The sequence below is a fragment of the Accumulibacter sp. genome, from assembly GCF_036625275.1.
In the GTDB taxonomy this organism is placed as follows: Bacteria; Pseudomonadota; Gammaproteobacteria; order Burkholderiales; family Rhodocyclaceae; genus Accumulibacter.
On record NZ_JAZKUD010000005.1, the window covers coordinates 65,160 to 83,162 of the forward strand.

Annotated in this window: 18 protein-coding genes; 4 read left to right on the top strand and 14 right to left on the bottom strand. The window is 61.3% G+C overall.

The genetic code is table 11. The annotated features are described in order from the left end of the window. Positions 1 to 2: 2 nt before the first annotated feature. The 11 genes from V5B39_RS04110 to ylqF all read right to left on the bottom strand — a co-directional run bounded on the left by V5B39_RS04110 (position 3) and on the right by ylqF (position 11,789). Positions 3 to 617: a serine/threonine protein phosphatase gene (locus V5B39_RS04110; RefSeq protein WP_332341654.1), complete on the bottom strand. Its 615-nt coding sequence runs from the start codon at positions 615 to 617 to the stop codon at positions 3 to 5. 71 nt (positions 618 to 688) lie between these two features. Beyond that, complete coding sequence (locus tag V5B39_RS04115; RefSeq protein WP_332341655.1) at positions 689 to 1,951, bottom strand: inorganic phosphate transporter; 1,263 nt, start codon at positions 1,949 to 1,951, stop codon at positions 689 to 691. Between the two features lie 125 nt (positions 1,952 to 2,076). After that, positions 2,077 to 2,760 (bottom strand): TIGR00153 family protein, encoded by a 684-nt coding sequence (locus tag V5B39_RS04120; RefSeq protein ID WP_332341656.1) that lies wholly within the window; start codon positions 2,758 to 2,760, stop codon positions 2,077 to 2,079. A gap of 267 nt (positions 2,761 to 3,027) precedes the next feature. After that, positions 3,028 to 3,663 carry a DUF47 domain-containing protein gene (locus V5B39_RS04125; RefSeq protein WP_332341657.1) on the bottom strand — a complete coding sequence of 212 codons (636 nt, stop codon included), beginning with the start codon at positions 3,661 to 3,663 and terminating at the stop codon, positions 3,028 to 3,030. A gap of 83 nt (positions 3,664 to 3,746) precedes the next feature. Beyond that, the gene (locus tag V5B39_RS04130; protein WP_332341658.1) at positions 3,747 to 4,760 is read right to left on the bottom strand and encodes an inorganic phosphate transporter; all 1,014 of its coding nucleotides are present in this window, start codon (positions 4,758 to 4,760) and stop codon (positions 3,747 to 3,749) included. Positions 4,761 to 4,773: 13 nt separating this feature from the next. After that, the gene (locus tag V5B39_RS04135) at positions 4,774 to 5,412 is read right to left on the bottom strand and encodes a DUF47 domain-containing protein (protein WP_332341659.1); all 639 of its coding nucleotides are present in this window, start codon (positions 5,410 to 5,412) and stop codon (positions 4,774 to 4,776) included. 164 nt (positions 5,413 to 5,576) lie between these two features. Further along, complete coding sequence (locus tag V5B39_RS04140; RefSeq protein ID WP_332341660.1) at positions 5,577 to 6,236, bottom strand: hypothetical protein; 660 nt, start codon at positions 6,234 to 6,236, stop codon at positions 5,577 to 5,579. Then, positions 6,236 to 6,901 carry an AAA family ATPase gene (locus V5B39_RS04145; protein WP_332341661.1) on the bottom strand — a complete coding sequence of 222 codons (666 nt, stop codon included), beginning with the start codon at positions 6,899 to 6,901 and terminating at the stop codon, positions 6,236 to 6,238. Before V5B39_RS04145 ends, V5B39_RS04140 begins: the two co-directional genes overlap by 1 nt. A gap of 233 nt (positions 6,902 to 7,134) precedes the next feature. Continuing rightward, complete coding sequence (locus V5B39_RS04150; RefSeq protein WP_332341662.1) at positions 7,135 to 9,828, bottom strand: LuxR C-terminal-related transcriptional regulator; 2,694 nt, start codon at positions 9,826 to 9,828, stop codon at positions 7,135 to 7,137. Between the two features lie 131 nt (positions 9,829 to 9,959). Next, a complete protein-coding gene (locus V5B39_RS04155; RefSeq protein ID WP_332341663.1) occupies positions 9,960 to 10,856 on the bottom strand; it encodes an acyltransferase in 897 nt (298 codons plus the stop codon). A gap of 3 nt (positions 10,857 to 10,859) precedes the next feature. Further along, positions 10,860 to 11,789, bottom strand: a complete 930-nt coding sequence (ylqF, locus tag V5B39_RS04160; protein WP_332341721.1) for a ribosome biogenesis GTPase YlqF — start codon at positions 11,787 to 11,789, stop codon at positions 10,860 to 10,862. A 117-nt stretch (positions 11,790 to 11,906) separates the two neighbouring features. On the opposite strand from ylqF, the gene V5B39_RS04165 reads away from it, so the two are divergent. From V5B39_RS04165 to nadB, 4 genes are all read left to right on the top strand, one after another. After that, entirely contained in the window at positions 11,907 to 12,728 is an 822-nt protein-coding gene (locus tag V5B39_RS04165; protein WP_332341664.1) for a class I SAM-dependent methyltransferase, read from the top strand. 76 nt (positions 12,729 to 12,804) lie between these two features. Then, the gene (locus V5B39_RS04170) at positions 12,805 to 13,122 is read left to right on the top strand and encodes a hypothetical protein (protein ID WP_332341665.1); all 318 of its coding nucleotides are present in this window, start codon (positions 12,805 to 12,807) and stop codon (positions 13,120 to 13,122) included. 133 nt (positions 13,123 to 13,255) lie between these two features. Next, entirely contained in the window at positions 13,256 to 14,164 is a 909-nt protein-coding gene (galU, locus tag V5B39_RS04175; RefSeq protein WP_332341666.1) for a UTP--glucose-1-phosphate uridylyltransferase GalU, read from the top strand. Positions 14,165 to 14,236: 72 nt separating this feature from the next. Continuing rightward, on the top strand, positions 14,237 to 15,826 hold the full coding sequence (gene nadB / locus V5B39_RS04180; RefSeq protein ID WP_332341667.1) for an L-aspartate oxidase: 1,590 nt from the start codon (positions 14,237 to 14,239) through the stop codon (positions 15,824 to 15,826). On the opposite strand, the gene V5B39_RS04185 is transcribed toward nadB, so the two are convergent. The 3 genes from V5B39_RS04185 to acpP all read right to left on the bottom strand — a co-directional run bounded on the left by V5B39_RS04185 (position 15,792) and on the right by acpP (position 17,895). Continuing rightward, positions 15,792 to 16,232 (bottom strand): protein YgfX, encoded by a 441-nt coding sequence (locus V5B39_RS04185; RefSeq protein WP_332341668.1) that lies wholly within the window; start codon positions 16,230 to 16,232, stop codon positions 15,792 to 15,794. The two genes, nadB and V5B39_RS04185, sit on opposite strands and share 35 nt — an antisense overlap. A 79-nt stretch (positions 16,233 to 16,311) precedes the next feature. After that, entirely contained in the window at positions 16,312 to 17,550 is a 1,239-nt protein-coding gene (gene fabF / locus V5B39_RS04190; RefSeq protein ID WP_332341669.1) for a beta-ketoacyl-ACP synthase II, read from the bottom strand. A gap of 108 nt (positions 17,551 to 17,658) precedes the next feature. Continuing rightward, positions 17,659 to 17,895, bottom strand: a complete 237-nt coding sequence (gene acpP, locus V5B39_RS04195) for an acyl carrier protein (RefSeq protein ID WP_034899680.1) — start codon at positions 17,893 to 17,895, stop codon at positions 17,659 to 17,661. Between the last annotated feature and the right edge of the window lie 108 nt (positions 17,896 to 18,003).

An 18,003-nucleotide genomic window follows, 5' to 3' on the forward strand; every position in this document is an offset into this window, starting at 1 on the left:
CCTCACGGCTGTGACTGCGGATCGGGAAAACGACTCGGGTGGCCATCCGCCCCCTCGCGGAGATACACCTTGAAGCCCTTGCGGTGCAAAAATTCGGCGACGCTGCGGAAAACGGCGAGCTGGGCAGTACAGATCCGGAGACTGAGTTGAGCATCGACCGGATGGGTGCTGTGACGAGCCCGCTCGACCCGGCGCTCGAATACCAGCTCGGGAGGCGGCAGCATGAATTCAAACACATAGCGACGATACCAGTCGACCGAGAAGAAATAGCGCTTGCGGGGTGGCAAGACGATGCGATCGAAATCGACGGGGGGTAGCGGATCGCGATCGAGGAACTCGGCATCAAAAACCGAGACCGCATTGGCCAGACCCTGAAACGGGAGTCCCAGATGAATCTCGCGTGGCCGCACCGAGAGGATCTCGGATCGCCACCAATGCTTGCGGCCCAGATCGAGATAGCCCTCTTCAGACCAACCGCCAAGACGCACGATCAAGGTGCTTTTGCCGGCACCAGGCGGGCCAGTCACGAGAATCTGGCCAAAGCGGATGTCCTCCGGGAAATCGATCCCCTTGAAGCGCTGCAGCGATTTGATGGGCAAGGTAGGCAGTTCCGGCATGGCTGCAGTTTCAATCGATCAGTGAACGGCGCGCGGCAGGCAGTATCCGGCGGCAAGAGTCGCCCTCATATTCATGCAAGGACGGCATTCAGGAGATGGAAGATGATGGCCCCCAGAAGCGCCCCAACCGGCACCGTGATGAACCAGGAGACGACAATGCCACCGATCACACGCAGGTCGAGGGCGCCGATCCCGCGGGCAATACCGACACCCATCACCGCCCCCACCGCGATGTGCGTGGTGGACACCGGCAAGCCCAGGCCGGAAGCGGCCACTGTCACAAAAGCGGTCGCCACGGTAGCGCAATAGGCTCGGGTTGGCGTCAACTCGGTAATCTTGTGGCCTAGGGTGGCCATCACCTTGTAACCGTAGGTCGCCAGACCAGCCACCATGCCGAGGCTGCCGAACAGCAACAGGAAGGGCGTGATTGGCGAACCGGCGGATATTTCCCGGCTCACGAGGATCTGAATCGCCGCAGCCATCGGGCCAATCCCATTGGCCACTTCGTTCGAACCATGCGCGTAAGCCATCGCCGCGCCGGTGAACACCATTTGCGGAATGAACAGCCGCTCGACGCTGGCGTGCTGGAAGGCCCGGTCGACACGCTCGTCGAATTGGATGCGGTTCATCATCAGCCGGGCGGCAAGGGCCAGGACGATGCCAATCACGATCGCAAGGAGCTGACCGGAGAATACGCGGAAATGGATGTCCAGATGCTTGAGGCCCTGGCTGATGGTGACCAGAGACACCATCCAGCCGACCAGGAAGACATATACCGGAGCCCACTTGCGCGCCCGGGCGATCGGGTTAACGGTGTTGAAAATCAGTTTGCGGATGCTCATGGTCAGCAGCAGGGCCACCGTACCGCCAAGGACCGGCGAGATCAGCCAACTGGCGACGATTTCGCCCATCATTTCCCAATGCACGGCATGCACGCCGAGGGCGGCAACGCCCACTCCGCACACGGCACCGACGATCGCGTGCGTCGGTGCCACCGGCCAGCCGCGCATGCTGGCGACCATCAGCCAGATCCCCGTCGCCAGCAGCGCCCCGATCATGCCGAACACCAGCAGATGGGGCACCGGTTCGAAGAGCCTGCCGTCGATGATGCCGGTCGAAATCGTGTCGGCGACCTCTCCACCGGCCAGATAAGCGCCGCAGAACTCCATGATCGCGGCCAGGACAAGCGCCTGTCTGACGGTGATCGCACCCGAACCAACCGATGTGCCCATCGCACTGGCGACCCCGTTCGCGCCGATTCCCCAGGTCATGTAAAGCCCCCCGGCGAGGGCCAGGACATATAACAAGGTTTGATGCTGATCGATGATTTCCATACTACCGCCTTTGCTGGCGGACCCTCTTGCAGGACATCCGAACCAAACAGCCGGAATTCGGATGGTTGAAGTCGAAAACGGGCGGGCCTGAAAACGGGCGAGCCTTCTTTCTGGATTCGTGATCGTCAGCGGGAGATCAGCAGGCGCAGCCGATCACCGACCTTTTCCGCGTAATCGGCCAGATTGCCCACCCACTGGATCAACTGGTACCAGAAGATCACCGACACCGGCTTGAGCCTGTCCTCCTCCGCGAACAGGGCACGGGCCAATGCCATTCCCATCAGATCCGTATCGGATTCCATGTTTCTCAGTTCGACAAGCATCTCGTCCACCTGGCTGGCCTCGCGACTACGGAAAGTGGTTTCATGCAGCAGCTCATCCAGTTTCTCGATGATCGCATGCGCCTGCCGGCAGGTATCGATGCAGCGGGCCACGAGTCGCATCAGCGGTTCGGCCATGCCTGGGAGCATCTCCATTCTGCGTTCCACCAGCAAGCCGGCGATATCCTGTGCCGTATTGGCGATGGCATCCTGTGCCGACAGAAGTTTCAGCAGGTCCTGCCGGCCCATGGCCAGGCGCGTGCTGCGCGGTAGATGCTCGCAGATCTCGTTCCTGATCGTGTCAGCCTCACGTTCCTTGACAAAGATGTGGTTCTTGCGTTCTTCAAGCTGTTCCTGATCGTCGTCAATCAGGGCCTGGAACAGCGGCAGCACTTCCTCGACGCATTCCATCACGATGCGCATGTGCTGTGGCAGCGGTTTGAACGGTGACTTGCCGAACAGGGCGGCCATCGGGTTGCTGGGTAACATGGGCGTTCTCCGCGAAGGCAGGTGAACAAATCCGGAAGGAAGGTCACGCCGAGCCGGACGGGGTGGAGGTGACATTCGCAACGGGGTTTACCCTCTGCGCCAGCCTCCGCCGCTACTGCGCGAGCGAATTGTAGTCCGAAGTTCGGTTCACGGGAGATGGCAGCGTAGTCAAGAACGGGGAGACGAGGAACCTCTCGATTTTCGGAAATTGCCAAAGGAAACGCCCCGTTGCCGGGGCGTTGTGTGCGCAAGGCCGGTCATCAGGTCTCAGGCATTCTGGATCAGAATCTCCTCGAGCATCTGGGCCGAGGCCTTGCAAGCACGAAGGACCTTCTCCTGAAGCGCATAGAACTCCCGCAAGGCCAGCGCCCGCAGGGCGGCCTGTTCATCGCCCTCGTTCTGGAACAGGGTCTTGATCGCCCGCTGCATGACCAGGTCGGACTTCTCTTCGATGCGTTCGATTTCGACGCATAGATTCACGCTGACCTCGCTGCGCTCCTTTTCCTTCAGGGCGGCAATCGCGCGCGTCAGGCGTGAGCAGGCATCCACGGCCATCGACGCAAGCTCGCGTGACTCGGCATTGGCCGCGCCGATGTGGTAGATGTTGACCGCCTGCGCGACATCCTGCACCGCATTCATGATCCGGTCGATATCCAGCGTCAGTTCGTAGACCTGATCGCGGTTGAGCGGGGTGACGAAGGACTTGTGCAGCATCAGCAGCAGGTCGGCCTTGATCTGGTCGGCACTCGCTTCGTTCATGTTGACTTCCTGGATCAGCGCGGCAACCTCCGCTGCGCTGACCCCGAGGTCGTTGATCAGGCGCAGCATCGAATTCGCACCGGCCAGAACCCGCTCGCTGTGTGCCTCGAGCAGCTCAAAAAACTGGGTTCGCTTGGGTAACATATATAACTCCCTTGATGATCATCTGTTGTTCTGCGACGCCCCGTTGCCGGGGCGTCCGTTCCATGCCAGCACCCTTCGTTGGGCTACAGGAACTTGGTCCCGATGTACCAGAAGATTGCCGCGATCAGGCCCGCAGCCGGAATCGTCAGCACCCAGGCGACGAGCAGGTTCATGGTAATCGCCCAGCGCACCGCCTTGACGTCGGTCGCCGCACCGACGCCGATGATCGCGCCGGTGATGGTATGCGTCGTCGACACCGGAATGCCGCCCAGTGTCGCCAGGCCCAGCGTGATCGCACCGCCCATCGAGGCGCACGAGCCGCTGACCGCATTGAGCTTGGTGATCTTGGTGCCCATCGTCTTGACGATTCGCCAGCCACCCAGATACGTTCCCCAGGCAATCGCGAAGTAGCACGAATAGATCACCCAGGTCGGCAGCGTCGCCACGTCCTTGGTCGCCACGCCGGCAGTGATCATCAGCAGCCAGATGATGCCGATCGTTTTCTGCGCGTCGTTGCCGCCGTGGCCCAGGCTGTACGCGGCAGCGGCGATCAATTGCCCGCTCTTGAAGAATTTCCCGGCCTGATAAGGCGACGTGTTGCGAAAGATCCACGACACCAGCACCATCAACAGGCCACCGATGATCACTCCGACCAGTGGCGAAATGATGATGAAGGCGAGGATCTTGCCAAAACCCTCCCAGACGATCGGCGCTCCCGAACCGGCCTTGGCGACGGTTGCTCCGACCAGACCGCCGACCAGCGCATGCGAGGACGAAGACGGAATGCCGTAATACCAGGTGATGATGTTCCAGGCGAGCGCCCCGACCAGCGCCCCGAAGATCACGTAATAATCGACAAAACTCGGGTCGACGGTGCCCTTGCCGATCGTCGCCGCCACCTTGAGCTGGAATACCCACAGGGCGGCGAAGTTGAAGAACGCGGCGAACAGTACCGCCTGTTTCGGTGTCAGGGCGCCGGTCGCAACGATCGTCGAGATCGAGTTCGCACCGTCATGAAACCCGTTCATGAAGTCGAACGCCAGCGCCACTGCAATCAGCAGCCCCAGCGTCCAGATGCTCATATTTAGGCCTTCCATTTCGCGCTACCTCTCAGGAGTTCTCGATCAGGATCTCTTCGATCATTTTGGCCGCGTCCTGGCAGCAATCGAGGACGGATTCCTGCAGCGAGTAGAACTCCCGCATCTTCATCGTCTGCCAGACGTTGGCTCCCTCCTGGAACAGCGCGGTGATCGCCTTCTGCTGCACCTTGTCGGCCTTGGTTTCGATTTCCTCGATTTCCTTGCACAGGTTCAGGGTTTCCTCACCACGCCCCTTTTCGCCCAGAGCCGCGACCGCACGGTTGAGGCGCATACAGGCATCGGCACTCAAGGAAGCCATTTCGCGGGCCTCGACCGTCGACTGCTTGATGCCGTACATGTCAATGGCGTTGGCTACCGATTGCAGGACATTGAGCGTCATGTCGAGTTCGCTGATCAGCGAATGGATCTGGTCCCGGTTGATCGGCGTGGTGAAGGACTGGTGCAGACGAGCGATCACCTTGGCCTTGATCTCATCGGCATTCTTTTCGTTGAGATTGACCTCCGCGACCAGCGCCGCAGCGTTGCCACTGCCATCGCCCAGGCCATTGATCAGACGCAGGGTTGCATTGGCCCCGGCAGCGACCTTTTCGGAATGCGCCGCGAGAAGCTCAAAGAATTCCCGGCGTTGCGGCATCAGACTACTAAACATACGACCTCCCTTGGTTATCTGCCCGTTCGAGCAGCGTACAGTTAAAACATGCCGACGATGGTCGGCACCACTTATCCACAAATTCTCTCAGGCAATGGCCCACCAGCGAGCTGATCCGACACCGCGGGGAAAGACGCCAGGCAAGCCATTGCTTCCATGCTCGATCAGTTCTTCTTCTTGCCTTTTTCGGGAATGCTAACCGCGGCGAGCAAAGCTTTCATCTGCTCAACCTTTTGCTCGGCAAACAGGCGCACTGCAGCGCGCAGGATGTCGGACTTGCTCGCTGCCCAACCCGCGGCCTTCGACAACTCGGCGCGCACGGCATCAATGGCCGCCTCCTCGCTCTTGAGCAATTCCACCGTGTAGCGGACGAGTTTGTCGCCCTTTTCCTTGGCCGCCTTTTCAATCTTTTCCAGCGCTTCCTCCAGCCCGGCGGTCTTTTTGCCGGTCTCGGCGGCGGCTTCGACCTTGGCCTGAGGCTTGGCCGCAGCGGCTTTCTTGCTGCCCGACCTGGCCTTTGCAGCCGCAACAGATCCTTTTGCCGACCTGGTTTTCGCCGGCGCCGCCTTTTTCGCGGCCTTGCCGGGAGCTTCCACAACGGCTGCCGGCGTCACTTCGTCCGCTGGTTTGGCTGCAGACTTGCGCACCGGTGCCGTTGCCGCCTGGGTTTCTGGCGCGGCAGCGGCGGGAGCCTCGGGTTCCTGCGGGGCGACCAGCGCAACATCGGTGGCCACCAGACGCTCGGCGAGCGATTCATCCTCCTTCTTGAGACTGGCGCGCAAAGCGGTCTTGTTGCTGTTGGTAGTACGTGCGGGTGTAGTCATCAGTTTTCTCCCAATTGTTTAAGAACGGCAGCGATCAGCTTGCGAACCTCATCCTGAGCGGCGTCGGCCCCGGAAGTCAGTTGAAAAACCGATGCGCCGATCACGGCACTTTGCGCATAAGCGTTGCGCTGGCAGAGCATAGCATCGAGAATGGGCAAGGTAAATTCATGCAATAGTTCAAGCACATCCGTAGCCAGAGCGGTATTTTGTACACGGTTGGGGAGAATGCAGCCGTGCAGGCGATGGCTTTGCTCCATGCGATTCAGGATCAGCCGCTCGACCGCCAGCGTCGACCACAGGTCGGTTGGGCTCGGCACGGCCGGTACGATCGCCAGATGCGCCACCGCCAGTGCGGCCAGCGTAGACGGATGGTAGATCGACGGCGGTGTGTCGAGAACCACATAATCGGCCTCGGTCTGCAGTTCTGCGACATGTTTGATCAGTTCCAGGCCGGACATCTTGCGAACATCGAGTTGCAGCTCCGAGTCGAGCAAGGGCGCCGACTCTGCCCAGCGCAACGCGCTTTCCTGTGGATCCAGGTCGACCAGCAGCACCGAAGCGCCAATGGCGTGAAACCCCCCTCCGAGCTGTATGGCAACAGTCGTCTTGCCAGCGCCCCCCTTTTGCGAAACCACAGCGATCACCCGACCTAATGACAAAGACATTTATCGTACCTTTGGGAAGAACTTTCTTACGGTGATCCGCATAACCCACGATTATGCCATCGCGAGAAAAACGGACAAGCCGAAATGGGCCCGCAATGGGCCATGAAATGGGCCATTTTTTGACGAATGGCCCGCGTCCTTGATTAAGGTCAAGGAAAATGGGCTTACACCCAGTCATGACAGGAAACCTGCCCCTGCAAAACCCGATGCTGGCAGCCTGGGCAAGAAAGCGCTCAAGCGTCGGCAAGGAGGTTGAGCGTCCTGGCCTTGAAGACGGCTTCACGACGGCTTGAAGCGCGCAGCTTGCGATAGATGTTCTGGGTATGCCGCTTGACCGTCGCCCGTGAAATGCACAACTCCTCCGAAATCTCGATGTTGCTCAACCGGACAGCGAGCAGTTTGAGGATCTTCAGTTCACGGCGGGTAAGGTCTGCCCCCACCTGCTGGCGTCCCGCATTGACCAGCCAGTCGTCGTCGAACGCGGCGAGGATCTGAGCGACGTAACGGACATTGGCGGCATGGCCGACAATCCCCTGGCTGGTTTGCAGTCGTTTCAGCGGTGGCACGAGTTCCTGCCCAAGATCGACGAACAGCCGGACGAAACCTCCGGGCTGCGCAAGCACGACGGCACGACCCAGCAGCTCGCAAGCGGCCGTCTCCTCGCCGTGGAGATGCCGCAGCAGCGCCTTCAGCGCCAGGACCTCGATCAGGAAACGGACGTTGTGCCTGGCCATCAGCTCGGTTTCCAGCAACTGCAGGAGGCGAGCTGCCTGCTCATGGCTTTCGGCACTTCCCTCGGCGATCCACACGCGGGCCAGCGTCAGATGGGGTGCGTTGCAGAAGCGGTAGACAAACTGGATCGGACCGGGATCGAAGTTGCGTGCCCATTCCCGGGCCGCATCAGTCCGCCCCTGGCGCAGCGCCAGATCGGCCTGGCAGGCTTGCGCACGAAACAGGGCTGGCGAATCGCCGTTGCGCCGCAGGTGCTCGCAAACCGTATCGACAAGCTCGCGCGCCAGATCAGTCTGGCCAAGCGCCTGATAGACTGCCGCCAGCACGAAGGAAACTTCGGTTCGGTAGCCGGGGCGCGGTGCCGATTTCGGGGCGAGTGCCGGCAGCAGCGTGGCCTCGGCCAGCGCCAGCTCGTTGCGCTGATACTGGACCAGGCCATGGAAGTAGCGCCCGAGGACCGGGCTGCCTGCGCCAAGCAAACGATCTCCACAGAGCGGGTAGTACTGGTTGGCCGTCCACTGCAGTGCCGACAGGTCGGCAGCCATCCAGTCGATGAAGCACAAGGTCGCCAGCAACGGCGCCTGGGAAACGTCGATCGGCCCCGACGCCCGTGCCAGCGCCGCATGCAGACTCTGACGAGCGCCGACCAGGTCACCGCACATCTGCCGGGCTCCGGCGATGACTGCCTGGGCCAGCACGCGGGCTTGCGCACACTCCCTCGGCAGGCCGCCCTGCAGCGCCTGCTCGGCAGCACCGGTAGCCCTGTCCGCCTGTCCTTCGAGGTAGTGCTGCAGGCTGCGCAGCGCCAACACGTTGCCACGCAGCGCAGCGACGGCGGGCAGACCATCGGCAGCACTTTCGAGCAACACCTCGATCCGGTCGAGAACCGCCGGGGTCTCGACATGCCGCCCCTGGTGATACATCAACCAGGCCTTGAGCAGCAGCAGTTCGGGGTCTTCCTCGACGGTACCAAGTGGCAACAGACGCAGACAATGTTCGAGTCGTGGCCGCTGCTCCAGGTTGAGGAGTCGCTGGCCATGACGCGCCAGCAGATGTCCTGCTGCAGCTGCGCCGGCTGCAGCCAGCGCCTGCGGAATCGCTTCTTCGAGCAGATCTTGCGTTTCGAACCAGGCTGCCGCACGTCGATGCAGTTCGGCAATCTCGCTCGCCGGATACTGCAGGCCGAGCTGCCGCTGCAGAAACTCCCGGAACAGACGCTGATGGCGATACCAGTACAGGCGATCGTCGATGGCAGTACAGAGCAGCGCGCCGCTCGACATCCTCTGCATGAATGAATGCCCATCGCAACCTTCCCCGAGAACGGCATCGCACAGGGGCGCACAGAAACGGTCGAGAATCGAGGTCCTGAGCAGGCAGTCGCGTGTGGAAACGCTTTGTTCGGCGAGCACTTCCTCGCAGAAATATTGCTCGACCTCGCGCGTACTGCCGCTGAAGTGGTGCTCCAGCACATCGACTACATCGCGCTGTCTTCGCAGCGCTCGGGCCGCCAGGCGAACACCAACCGGCCAGCCCTCGCAGCAGGCCTGTAGTCTGTCCAGCGCGGCTGCCGAAATGGGGTGTCCGGTACAGCGCTCGAGCAGGACTGCCGTTTCACGCTGCCCCAACTGCAGGTCACGCATCCGGATTTCGTTCACCTCTTCGCGGACGCGCAGCGCGCCCAGGGACAAGGGGGGATCGTTCCGGGCGATCAGCAGCAGATGCAGAGCACTCGCCGGATGCTCCAGCAGGCGATCGAGCAGGGCGTGTATCGGTGGCGAATCGATGCGCTGATAGTTGTCGAGCACCAGCACCAGCGGGGCCGGCAGTGCTGCCAGATCATTGCTCAGACTGCCGACAAGATGCGTCCACGGTGCTTGCTGCACAGCATCGAGATGCGCCAGCGTTTCGGCGCAGGCATCGGGAACCACCGTGCGCAGTGCGGCGGCGAAGTAGTGGATGAAAACGATCGGATCGCTGTCATCGTGGTCGAGCGAGAGCCAGGCAGTCTGGCCGTTACGGCCAGCGAGCCAATGCGCGACAAGCGCCGTCTTGCCATAACCGGCGGGCGCCACCAGCAGGGTCAATGGCCGGCTGCTGCCAGCCTCTAGTAAGGTCAGCAACTCGCTGCGCGCGACGAAGTCACCGATCTCCCGGGGACGCTGCAGCTTGCTACGGACGATCTGGGGCGATGGCATTTCTGATCTGAAGCGAAAGAGTACGATGATACGTCAGGCAATCGGCACTGCGGGAATTGCGCATTCATTTTGGCGCCATGCGAGCGGCGGCCGTTGCCTGACAGGGGCGCGAGGTCAGGGATGGCGCCCGGTCAGTGGCCGGCGAGCAGTCTTTCGATCTGCACGTCCTTATCGTGCCAGATCTGCTGCATCCACTGCTGGAAGGCCTCGCGAATCGCCGGGTCGTTGGCGTAGTCTCCGGTGGCCAGATGCCTTGGCACCGCGAGCTTCTGGACGCGAACCTGCACGCGCCTCATCCTGCCGCAGAGGAACGCCCAGAAATTCGGAGCCCCGCCAGGATAAACGATGGTCACATCGAGAATTGCGTGGAACTTGTCGCCCATGACATTCAAGGCCAGTGCAATTCCTCCGGCCTTCGGCCTCAACAGATGACGATACGGCGATTGTTGCCGCTGATGTTTGGTCAGCGTGAAGCGCGTCCCTTCGCAGAAGTTCATCACGCTGGTCGGGATCAGCGAAAACCTTTCGCAGGCCAGGCGAGTCGCCTCCTGGTCGAGGGCGCGCAATTCCGGGCGCGCCCTGAGCACTTCTTCACTATGGCGGCGCATGAACGGGAAATCGAGTGCCCACCAGGCCAGACCCATCACCGGCACCCAGCGCAGTGGCTGCTTGAGGAAGAATTTGAGCAAGGGAATGCGTCGCGTCAACAGATGTTGCAGGACGAGGATATCGGCCCACGATTGATGATTGCAGTTGACCAGGTACCAGCCGCGCGGGTCGAGCCCCTCGATCCCCTGGACATCCCAGTGCGCCTTCTGGGTCAGCGCCATCCAGCCACTGTTGCAGACGATCCAGGCTTCGGCAATGCGCACCAGTACCGGGTCGAGGCGCAGGCGAACGGCTCGAAACGGCAGGAGCAGCTTGCAGCCAGCCAGGCATACCAGGATCGGCACCCAGAAGAACGAGTTGAGCGCCAGCAGCAAGAAAGCGATCAGGCCGATCAACGGCGCCGGGAGGAAATTCAGCATCGCTCAAGCGTACGCGGCCGGCAAGCCGTTGTCCGGCACCGGCTCAGGGGTCGCCGTCTGGGCCCGTGCAGCCGCCAGCATGACGCTGCGCGTCGCTGGCGTCTCCAGGCTGATGCGGCCGAGCAGACCGTCCCGGTAATCCTGCAGCAGTGTCTTCGCCGCCCTTTCGAGATCGGCTGCCCCGCCACGGACGCGCAGGCCGCGGCGTCTGGCGATTTCGGCGATGACCGTCACGGCATCGAGGGGCTCGCCCGTATCGACCGGGAAGCCGTAGCGCTTCGCCAGCAAGGCCGGGTAACGTGCCAGCAGCAGCCCGGCGAGAAAGGTCGCCACTTCCTCGTCGATCATTGCATTGCGACCGACGGCATGGCTCGCGGCGAGCATCAGGCCGTCGCTTGGATGTTCGATTTTCGGCCACAACAATCCGGGCGTATCGGTAATCGAGTGCCGCACATCGAGCAGCGAGGTCTGCTGCGCGCGGGTCACTGCCGGTTCGTCGCCGACCTTGGCCAGTTTACGCTGGAGAACGACATTCATCAGCGTCGATTTGCCGACATTCGGGATGCCCATGATCATCATCCGCAGCGGCTTGGTGTTTTCGCTGCGATGCGGTGCCAGGGCCTCGCACAGGCCGGGAAGGCGAGCCACCTCGCCGGGCTTCCTGCACGACAGCGCCACCGCGCGCACGCCCTCCTGCCGGTTGTAATAGGCGATCCACGCCTGCGTCACCTGCGGGTCGGCCAGGTCGGCCTTGTTCAGGACCTTCAGGCATGGACGCTGGCGATGCAGACGAAGCTCGCGGACCAGTGGATTGGTGCTCGCCTCGGGCAGGCGCGCGTCGACCACCTCGATGACCACGTCGATCGACGCCATCGTCTCGGCCGCTTTCTTGCGCGCCGAGGTCATGTGACCGGGATACCACTGAATGGCCATGAAGGGTCCGATGATCTGAAAGATAGTCAATTATCCCACCGCTGCGGCCCGTCCGGCGCTTGCAACAGCATAAGGCGCTAGAATGCAGCTCTTTCTCATCCTGCGTCAGGAAACCGCTTGTCGGCAATCCCCGAAATCAGACCCGGACAGTCGATCGAGCTGCTCAAGGCGTTGCACATCCTGACCCGCGACGGCAAGCTCAACCAGGACAGCCGGCGCAAGCTCAAGCAAGTCCATCACCTCTGCCATTTCATCGAACCGCTGCTTGCCGAGATCGTCGCCAGTGGCAGCAGCCTGACGCTGGTCGATCACGGCGCGGGCAAATCCTACCTCGGCTTCCTCCTCTACGACCTGTTCTTCAGTCACCGCGACAAGGGTCACATTTACGGTGTCGAGTCCCGCGCAGAACTCGTCGAGCACGCGCGCAGTCTCGCCGGTCGACTCGGTTTCACGCGCATGTCCTTCCTGAACCTGCGCGTCGAGAACGCCATCGCGTCGCCTGAGCTGCCCGCGCGGGTGGACATCGTCACCGCGCTGCACGCCTGTGACACCGCTACTGACGACGCAATCCGCTTTGCCCTCCACAAGCAGGCGAAGTTCATCGTTCTCGTCCCTTGCTGTCAGGCCGAAGTCGCCGGCGTGCTGCGCCGCAGGAAAGGCGAATCCCTGGCGCAAACGCCACTGTCGGAAATCTGGCGGCATCCCATCCACACCCGCGAATTCGGCAGCCAGCTGACCAATGCCCTGCGTTGCCTGCAGCTCGAAGCGCAGGGCTATCAACTGACGGTGACCGAGCTCGTCGGCTGGGAACACTCACTGAAAAACGAACTGATCATCGCCAGGCACACGGGTGTCGCGCGCAGCAACGCCACGGTGCGGCTCGAACAAATCCTGCAACAACTTCACCTCGACGAGTTGCGTGCGCGTTTCATCTACTGAAGAAAGCAAACCGGCAGGCAAGCGGCTGCAGGTCAGCCACTGCCACCACGCTTCGGTCACCACTCAAGGACGGTCAATGGAAAAATGGATCATCCGCGCCGTTGCCGCGATCTGCGCCGCCGGAAGTACCGCTCTGTTCTGGACCTTCGGCATCTTCCTCTCCGTACCCTGGCGGGAAAACCGAATGCTCTCGCTCGACAGGGTCGAATGGCAGGTACTTGCGATCCCGCTGATCGTCGGCCTGGCCGTCGCCTGGGGTGCCCTGCACATCCTGGCGATGGCCGACCGTACCGGCCGTCCCAGACTGTACCTCGCGCTTTGCGTCACCCTGCTGATCGCCTCGCTGTTGGCAGTATCCGGCGGCATGTCGTGGACCGCCGCGCGCATCCCCTGACCCAGGCTGACCGCTCTGCCCTGGGAGACCGGCCCGCAGTGGAAAAAATCGATGCGGTGCCGGGAAAAGAGCGGCATCCTGAGGTGTGGAAACGATAGAATGGCGCGCTAACCATACCCCACCGGAGTTCATCATGACCAGGCTGGAAGTCGATTGGGTGGTAAAAAAAGCGGTATTCCCGGTTGCGGGTCTCGGCACGCGCTTCCTGCCGGCCACCAAGGCCAGCCCGAAGGAAATGCTCGCGGTGGTGGACAAGCCCCTGATCCAGTACGCAGTTGAAGAAGCCTACGCGGCCGGGATTCGGCAAATGATCTTCGTCACCGGTCGCAACAAGCGTTCGATCGAAGACCACTTTGATACTGCCTACGAGCTGGAGGCAGAACTTGCCGCCACCGGCAAGGATGAGCTGATGGCACTGGTGCACTCGATCAAGCCGGATGACATGGATTGTGTTTATGTGCGCCAGCCGCGAGCCCTGGGCCTGGGACACGCGATACTCTGCGCCGAGCGACTGGTTCAGGGGGAGGCCTTTGCCGTTCTCCTGGCCGATGACCTGATGATCGGCACACCACCGATCATGCGACAAATGACCGAATTGTTCGCCGAACGCCAGTGCAGCATTCTCGCTGTCCAGGAGGTGCCGGAGGATCAGACCAACCGCTACGGGATCGTCAAGGGCGACCCGCTGTCGCCCGATCTGGTGAATATCAAGGGCCTGGTCGAGAAACCGCACCCGAGCGCTGCCCCTTCCAATCTTGCGGTCGCGGGCCGCTACATCCTGACCCCGGCGGTGTTTGACCTGATCCGCGCGCAGCCACGCGGTGCGGGTGGCGAAATCCAGCTCACCGATGGGATTGCCGCCCTGCTGGCCAGCGAGCAGGTTCTGGCCTACCGCTACCACGGCCAGCGCTACGACTGTGGCAGCAAACTCGGCCTGATGCAGGCCAGTGTCGTGCTCGGGGAAACTCACCCTGAACTCGGGCCTGAGTTCTCGGCCTGGCTGAAGAACCGACAGGAACCGGCATCACTGCCGACATTCTGAACCGCGGCGCCGGGCTTGTCGTCGTGTTTTCCCGTGCTATAGTTGCAGCCCTTTCTGGCAGGACGAACTCTCTTGGCGCTCCGCTTTGACGTTCTCATCATTGGCAGTGGTCTGGCTGGACAAGCTGCAGCACTTCGGCTGGCAGCGACTCACAAGGTGGCTCTGGTCAGCAAGCGCAGTCTTGAAGACAGCGCCTCGAGCTGGGCGCAGGGCGGCATTGCGGCCGTGCTCGACAATCGCGATTCGATCGAGGCGCACATTCGCGACACGATCACCGCCGGGTCATTTCTCAATGACCCGCGAGCGACTCGCTTCGTCATTGAAAACGGTCGTCGCGCTGTCGACTGGCTGATTGCACAGGGCGTTCCCTTTACACGCGATGACGACGGCTACCATCTGACCCGCGAGGGAGGCCACAGCGCACGGCGCGTGATTCACGTCGCTGACGCGACCGGGCTCGCGGTTCAGAACACACTGACCAGCCTGATTCGCCAGCAGCCGAACATCACGGTCCTCGAACAGCACATCGCCATCGACCTGATTACCGGTGACAAGCTGCGACTCGGAGACTCGCGCTGCTATGGCGCCTATGTACTCGACAATGCCAGCGGCGAAGTCCTGACGCTGGGCGCAAGACACACCCTGATCGCTGCCGGTGGTGCCGGCAAGGTCTATCTCTACACGACCAATCCGGACACTTCGACCGGCGACGGCATCGCCATGGCCTGGCGTGCCGGCTGCCGTATCGCGAACATGGAGTTCATCCAGTTTCATCCCACCTGCCTCTACCATCCAGAAGCCAAGTCCTTCCTGATCTCCGAGGCAGTCCGCGGCGAAGGTGGACGCCTGTTGCTGCCCGACGGCACCCGCTTCATGCCCTGGCACGATGCGCGCGCCGAACTCGCCCCCCGTGATGTGGTGGCCAGAGCGATCGATTTCGAAATGAAGAAGCGCGGCCTGGATTGCGTCTATCTGGATATCTCGCACAAATCAGCGGATTTTCTCGGCGAGCATTTCCCGAACATTCTGGGGCGCTGCCTCGACCTGGGAATCGACATCACCCGTCAGGCGATTCCGGTCGTTCCCGCCGCGCACTACACCTGTGGCGGCGTCGTCACCGATCTGCGGGCGCGCACCGACCTCCCCGGCCTCTACGTCGCTGGCGAGGCCTCGTGCACCGGCCTGCACGGCGCCAATCGTCTGGCCAGCAATTCGCTGCTCGAATGCCTGGTTTTTGCCGAAGCCGCGGCCAACGACATTCTCGAACAGCCTGTCAGAGATTTCCCGCAGCTTCCGCCCTGGGATGCCAGCCGTGTCAGCGATCCGGATGAAGAGATCGTGATTGCTCACAACTGGGATGAACTGCGCCGCTTCATGTGGGACTACGTCGGTATCGTCCGCACCAACAAGCGACTACAGCGCGCGCAGAACCGGATCCGCCTGCTGATCCGTGAAATCGACGATTTCTACTCGCACTTCCGGGTCAGTCACGATTTGATTGAACTGCGCAACCTCGTGGTCACTGCAGACCTGATCATCCGCTGTGCGCTGCGTCGCCACGAAAGCCGGGGGCTGCACTTCAGTCGCAATTATCCGGAGACCCTGCCGCGCGCGCGCAACACCGTGCTCAGACGCCGCCTGCGGCCTGATCGCCAGGATTGACACGGACACGCCAACGCAACCACAAGCGCAGCAGGCGGAATTGCCCTGCCGGCATGCTGTCGGGCAGCAGGACCAGGCTGGACAACCGGCTGCGATCGTTATCCCGTGTGCGCACGATGATCAACTGGCTGAACACAGCCGTATCGGCTTGCGGCGAGACGAAAATGGTATCGCCATCGTCAGACAGGAGTGTCAGTTCACCACGCTCACCGAGGCGCAAACCGACGATTTTCGACGGTCGCAGCGCGTGCCATAGCGACAGCGCAACGACCAGCAGCAGCCCTTGGCGTGTTGCCGATGGCCAGGGCAGGACCCACAGACAGGCGCCCGCCAGAACGTGCAGCAAGACCATCAGGAAGGACAGAAAACGCGAGCGGCACAGCTTGATCGTGATCGGGAATTGCACTCTGGCACCCTGCCGCTACCCTACCGCAGCAGCACGACCGCGTTATCCCGGCTACCGCCCCGTGAGCGGATGCCGGGATCTAGAGTCGTTTGAATGCAACGGTGGCGTTGGTACCACCAAAGCCGAAGGAGTTCGAGATCCCGACGTCGATCTTCATCTGACGCGCCGTGTTGGCACAGTAATCGAGGTCGCAGGACTCATCCTGGTTGAAAATATTGATCGTCGGCGGCGAGACCTGATGGTAGATCGCCAGTATGGTAAACAGGGCCTCGATACCGCCTGCGGCACCCAACAGATGGCCAGTCATCGACTTGGTCGAGTTGACTACCAACTTGCGCGCATGCTCGCCGAAAGCCCGTTTGACGGCAATGGTCTCGGCCTTGTCGCCAAGCGGTGTCGAAGTCCCGTGTGCATTGATGTACTGCACTTGATCCACATTCAGTCCAGCATTTTGCAAGGCGTTTACCATGCAACGCGCCGCACCTGCTCCGTCTTCGCAGGGTGCAGTCATGTGGTGGGCATCGGAACTCATGCCGAAGCCCGCGAGTTCGCAGTAGATCCGGGCACCGCGCGCTTTTGCATGCTCATATTCCTCGAGAACCACGACGCCGGCCCCTTCACCGAGCACAAAACCGTCACGGTCCCTGTCCCATGGGCGGCTGGCCGTCTGCGGATCGTCGTTGCGCGTCGAGAGGGCTCGCGGCGCACAGAAACCTCCTAGGCCGAGTTTTGAGATACAGCCTTCGGACCCGCCGGCAATCATGATGTCTGCATCGCCGTATTCGATCAGACGACCAGCGTCACCGATGCTGTGCGTGCCCGTCGCACAGGCGCTGACCAGCGAGAGGTTGGGACCTTTGTAACCACACATGATCGACAGGTTGCCGGAGATCATGTTGATGATCGAACCGGGAACAAAAAACGGCGAAATCTTGCGCACGCCGCCCGCAGCAAAGTCGTCACAGGTGTTTTCGATCATTGGCAGGCCGCCGATCCCCGAACCAATCGACACGCCAACCCGCTCCGGCGCTACAGACTGCGCATCGAGACCGGCATCCCGTATGGCTTGCAGTCCCGCCGCCATTCCATAATGGATGAAGACGTCCATCCGGCGCGCTTCTTTCGGCGAGAGATACTGGCCAACATCAAAATCACGCACCTCACCAGCGATGTGCACGGGGAAGCCAGTGACATCAAAACGAGTTACCCGGCCAATTCCCGAGCGTCCCGCAAGAATGTTCTGCCAGGCTTCTGCGACGGAATTACCGACCGGAGAAATGATGCCTAGGCCTGTGATGACGACTCTGCGACGTGCCAACTTGAACTCCGACGATCGATATACGTGCAAAAGGGGATTTCCTCTTCACTCATCCACCCTGCCGGACGCTGCCACTACAGCGAGCTGTCCGCAGGATTCCTGGCCCCCTTACTTCTTGTGAGCGGTCACGTAGTCGATGGCCTGCTGCACGGTGGTGATCTTTTCTGCTTCATCGTCCGGAATCTCGCACTCGAACTCCTCTTCCAGCGCCATCACCAGTTCCACCGTGTCCAGCGAATCAGCTCCAAGATCATCGACAAACGAAGATTCGTTCTTGATGTCCGCTTCATTGACACCGAGTTGTTCTGCGACGATCTTTTTGACACGCTGCTCAATATTTTCCATCAAAGTCTTCCTTCTCAAGGTTCAAATGTAAAACAAAACGCACCATTCTAACAAAACGGCTGCAAGTTACCAATGATCACACCCCGAACCGCCGTCAGCCCTCGACTG

Bases quoted from the DNA above. Each gene is read 5' to 3' on its own strand.
- galU (WP_332341666.1), top strand. From the start codon at position 13,256: ATGACCAGGCTGGAAGTCGATTGGGTGGTAAAAAAAGCGGTATTCCCG.
- ylqF (WP_332341721.1), bottom strand. From the start codon at position 11,789: ATGGCCATTCAGTGGTATCCCGGTCACATGACCTCGGCGCGCAAGAAA.
- V5B39_RS04145 (WP_332341661.1), bottom strand. From the start codon at position 6,901: ATGTCTTTGTCATTAGGTCGGGTGATCGCTGTGGTTTCGCAAAAGGGG.
- V5B39_RS04110 (WP_332341654.1), bottom strand. From the start codon at position 617: ATGCCGGAACTGCCTACCTTGCCCATCAAATCGCTGCAGCGCTTCAAG.
- acpP (WP_034899680.1), bottom strand. From the start codon at position 17,895: ATGGAAAATATTGAGCAGCGTGTCAAAAAGATCGTCGCAGAACAACTC.
- V5B39_RS04130 (WP_332341658.1), bottom strand. From the start codon at position 4,760: ATGGAAGGCCTAAATATGAGCATCTGGACGCTGGGGCTGCTGATTGCA.
- V5B39_RS04125 (WP_332341657.1), bottom strand. From the start codon at position 3,663: ATGTTACCCAAGCGAACCCAGTTTTTTGAGCTGCTCGAGGCACACAGC.
- V5B39_RS04120 (WP_332341656.1), bottom strand. From the start codon at position 2,760: ATGTTACCCAGCAACCCGATGGCCGCCCTGTTCGGCAAGTCACCGTTC.
- V5B39_RS04170 (WP_332341665.1), top strand. From the start codon at position 12,805: ATGGAAAAATGGATCATCCGCGCCGTTGCCGCGATCTGCGCCGCCGGA.
- V5B39_RS04135 (WP_332341659.1), bottom strand. From the start codon at position 5,412: ATGTTTAGTAGTCTGATGCCGCAACGCCGGGAATTCTTTGAGCTTCTC.
- V5B39_RS04155 (WP_332341663.1), bottom strand. From the start codon at position 10,856: ATGCTGAATTTCCTCCCGGCGCCGTTGATCGGCCTGATCGCTTTCTTG.
- V5B39_RS04140 (WP_332341660.1), bottom strand. From the start codon at position 6,236: ATGACTACACCCGCACGTACTACCAACAGCAACAAGACCGCTTTGCGC.
- V5B39_RS04115 (WP_332341655.1), bottom strand. From the start codon at position 1,951: ATGGAAATCATCGATCAGCATCAAACCTTGTTATATGTCCTGGCCCTC.
- V5B39_RS04150 (WP_332341662.1), bottom strand. From the start codon at position 9,828: ATGCCATCGCCCCAGATCGTCCGTAGCAAGCTGCAGCGTCCCCGGGAG.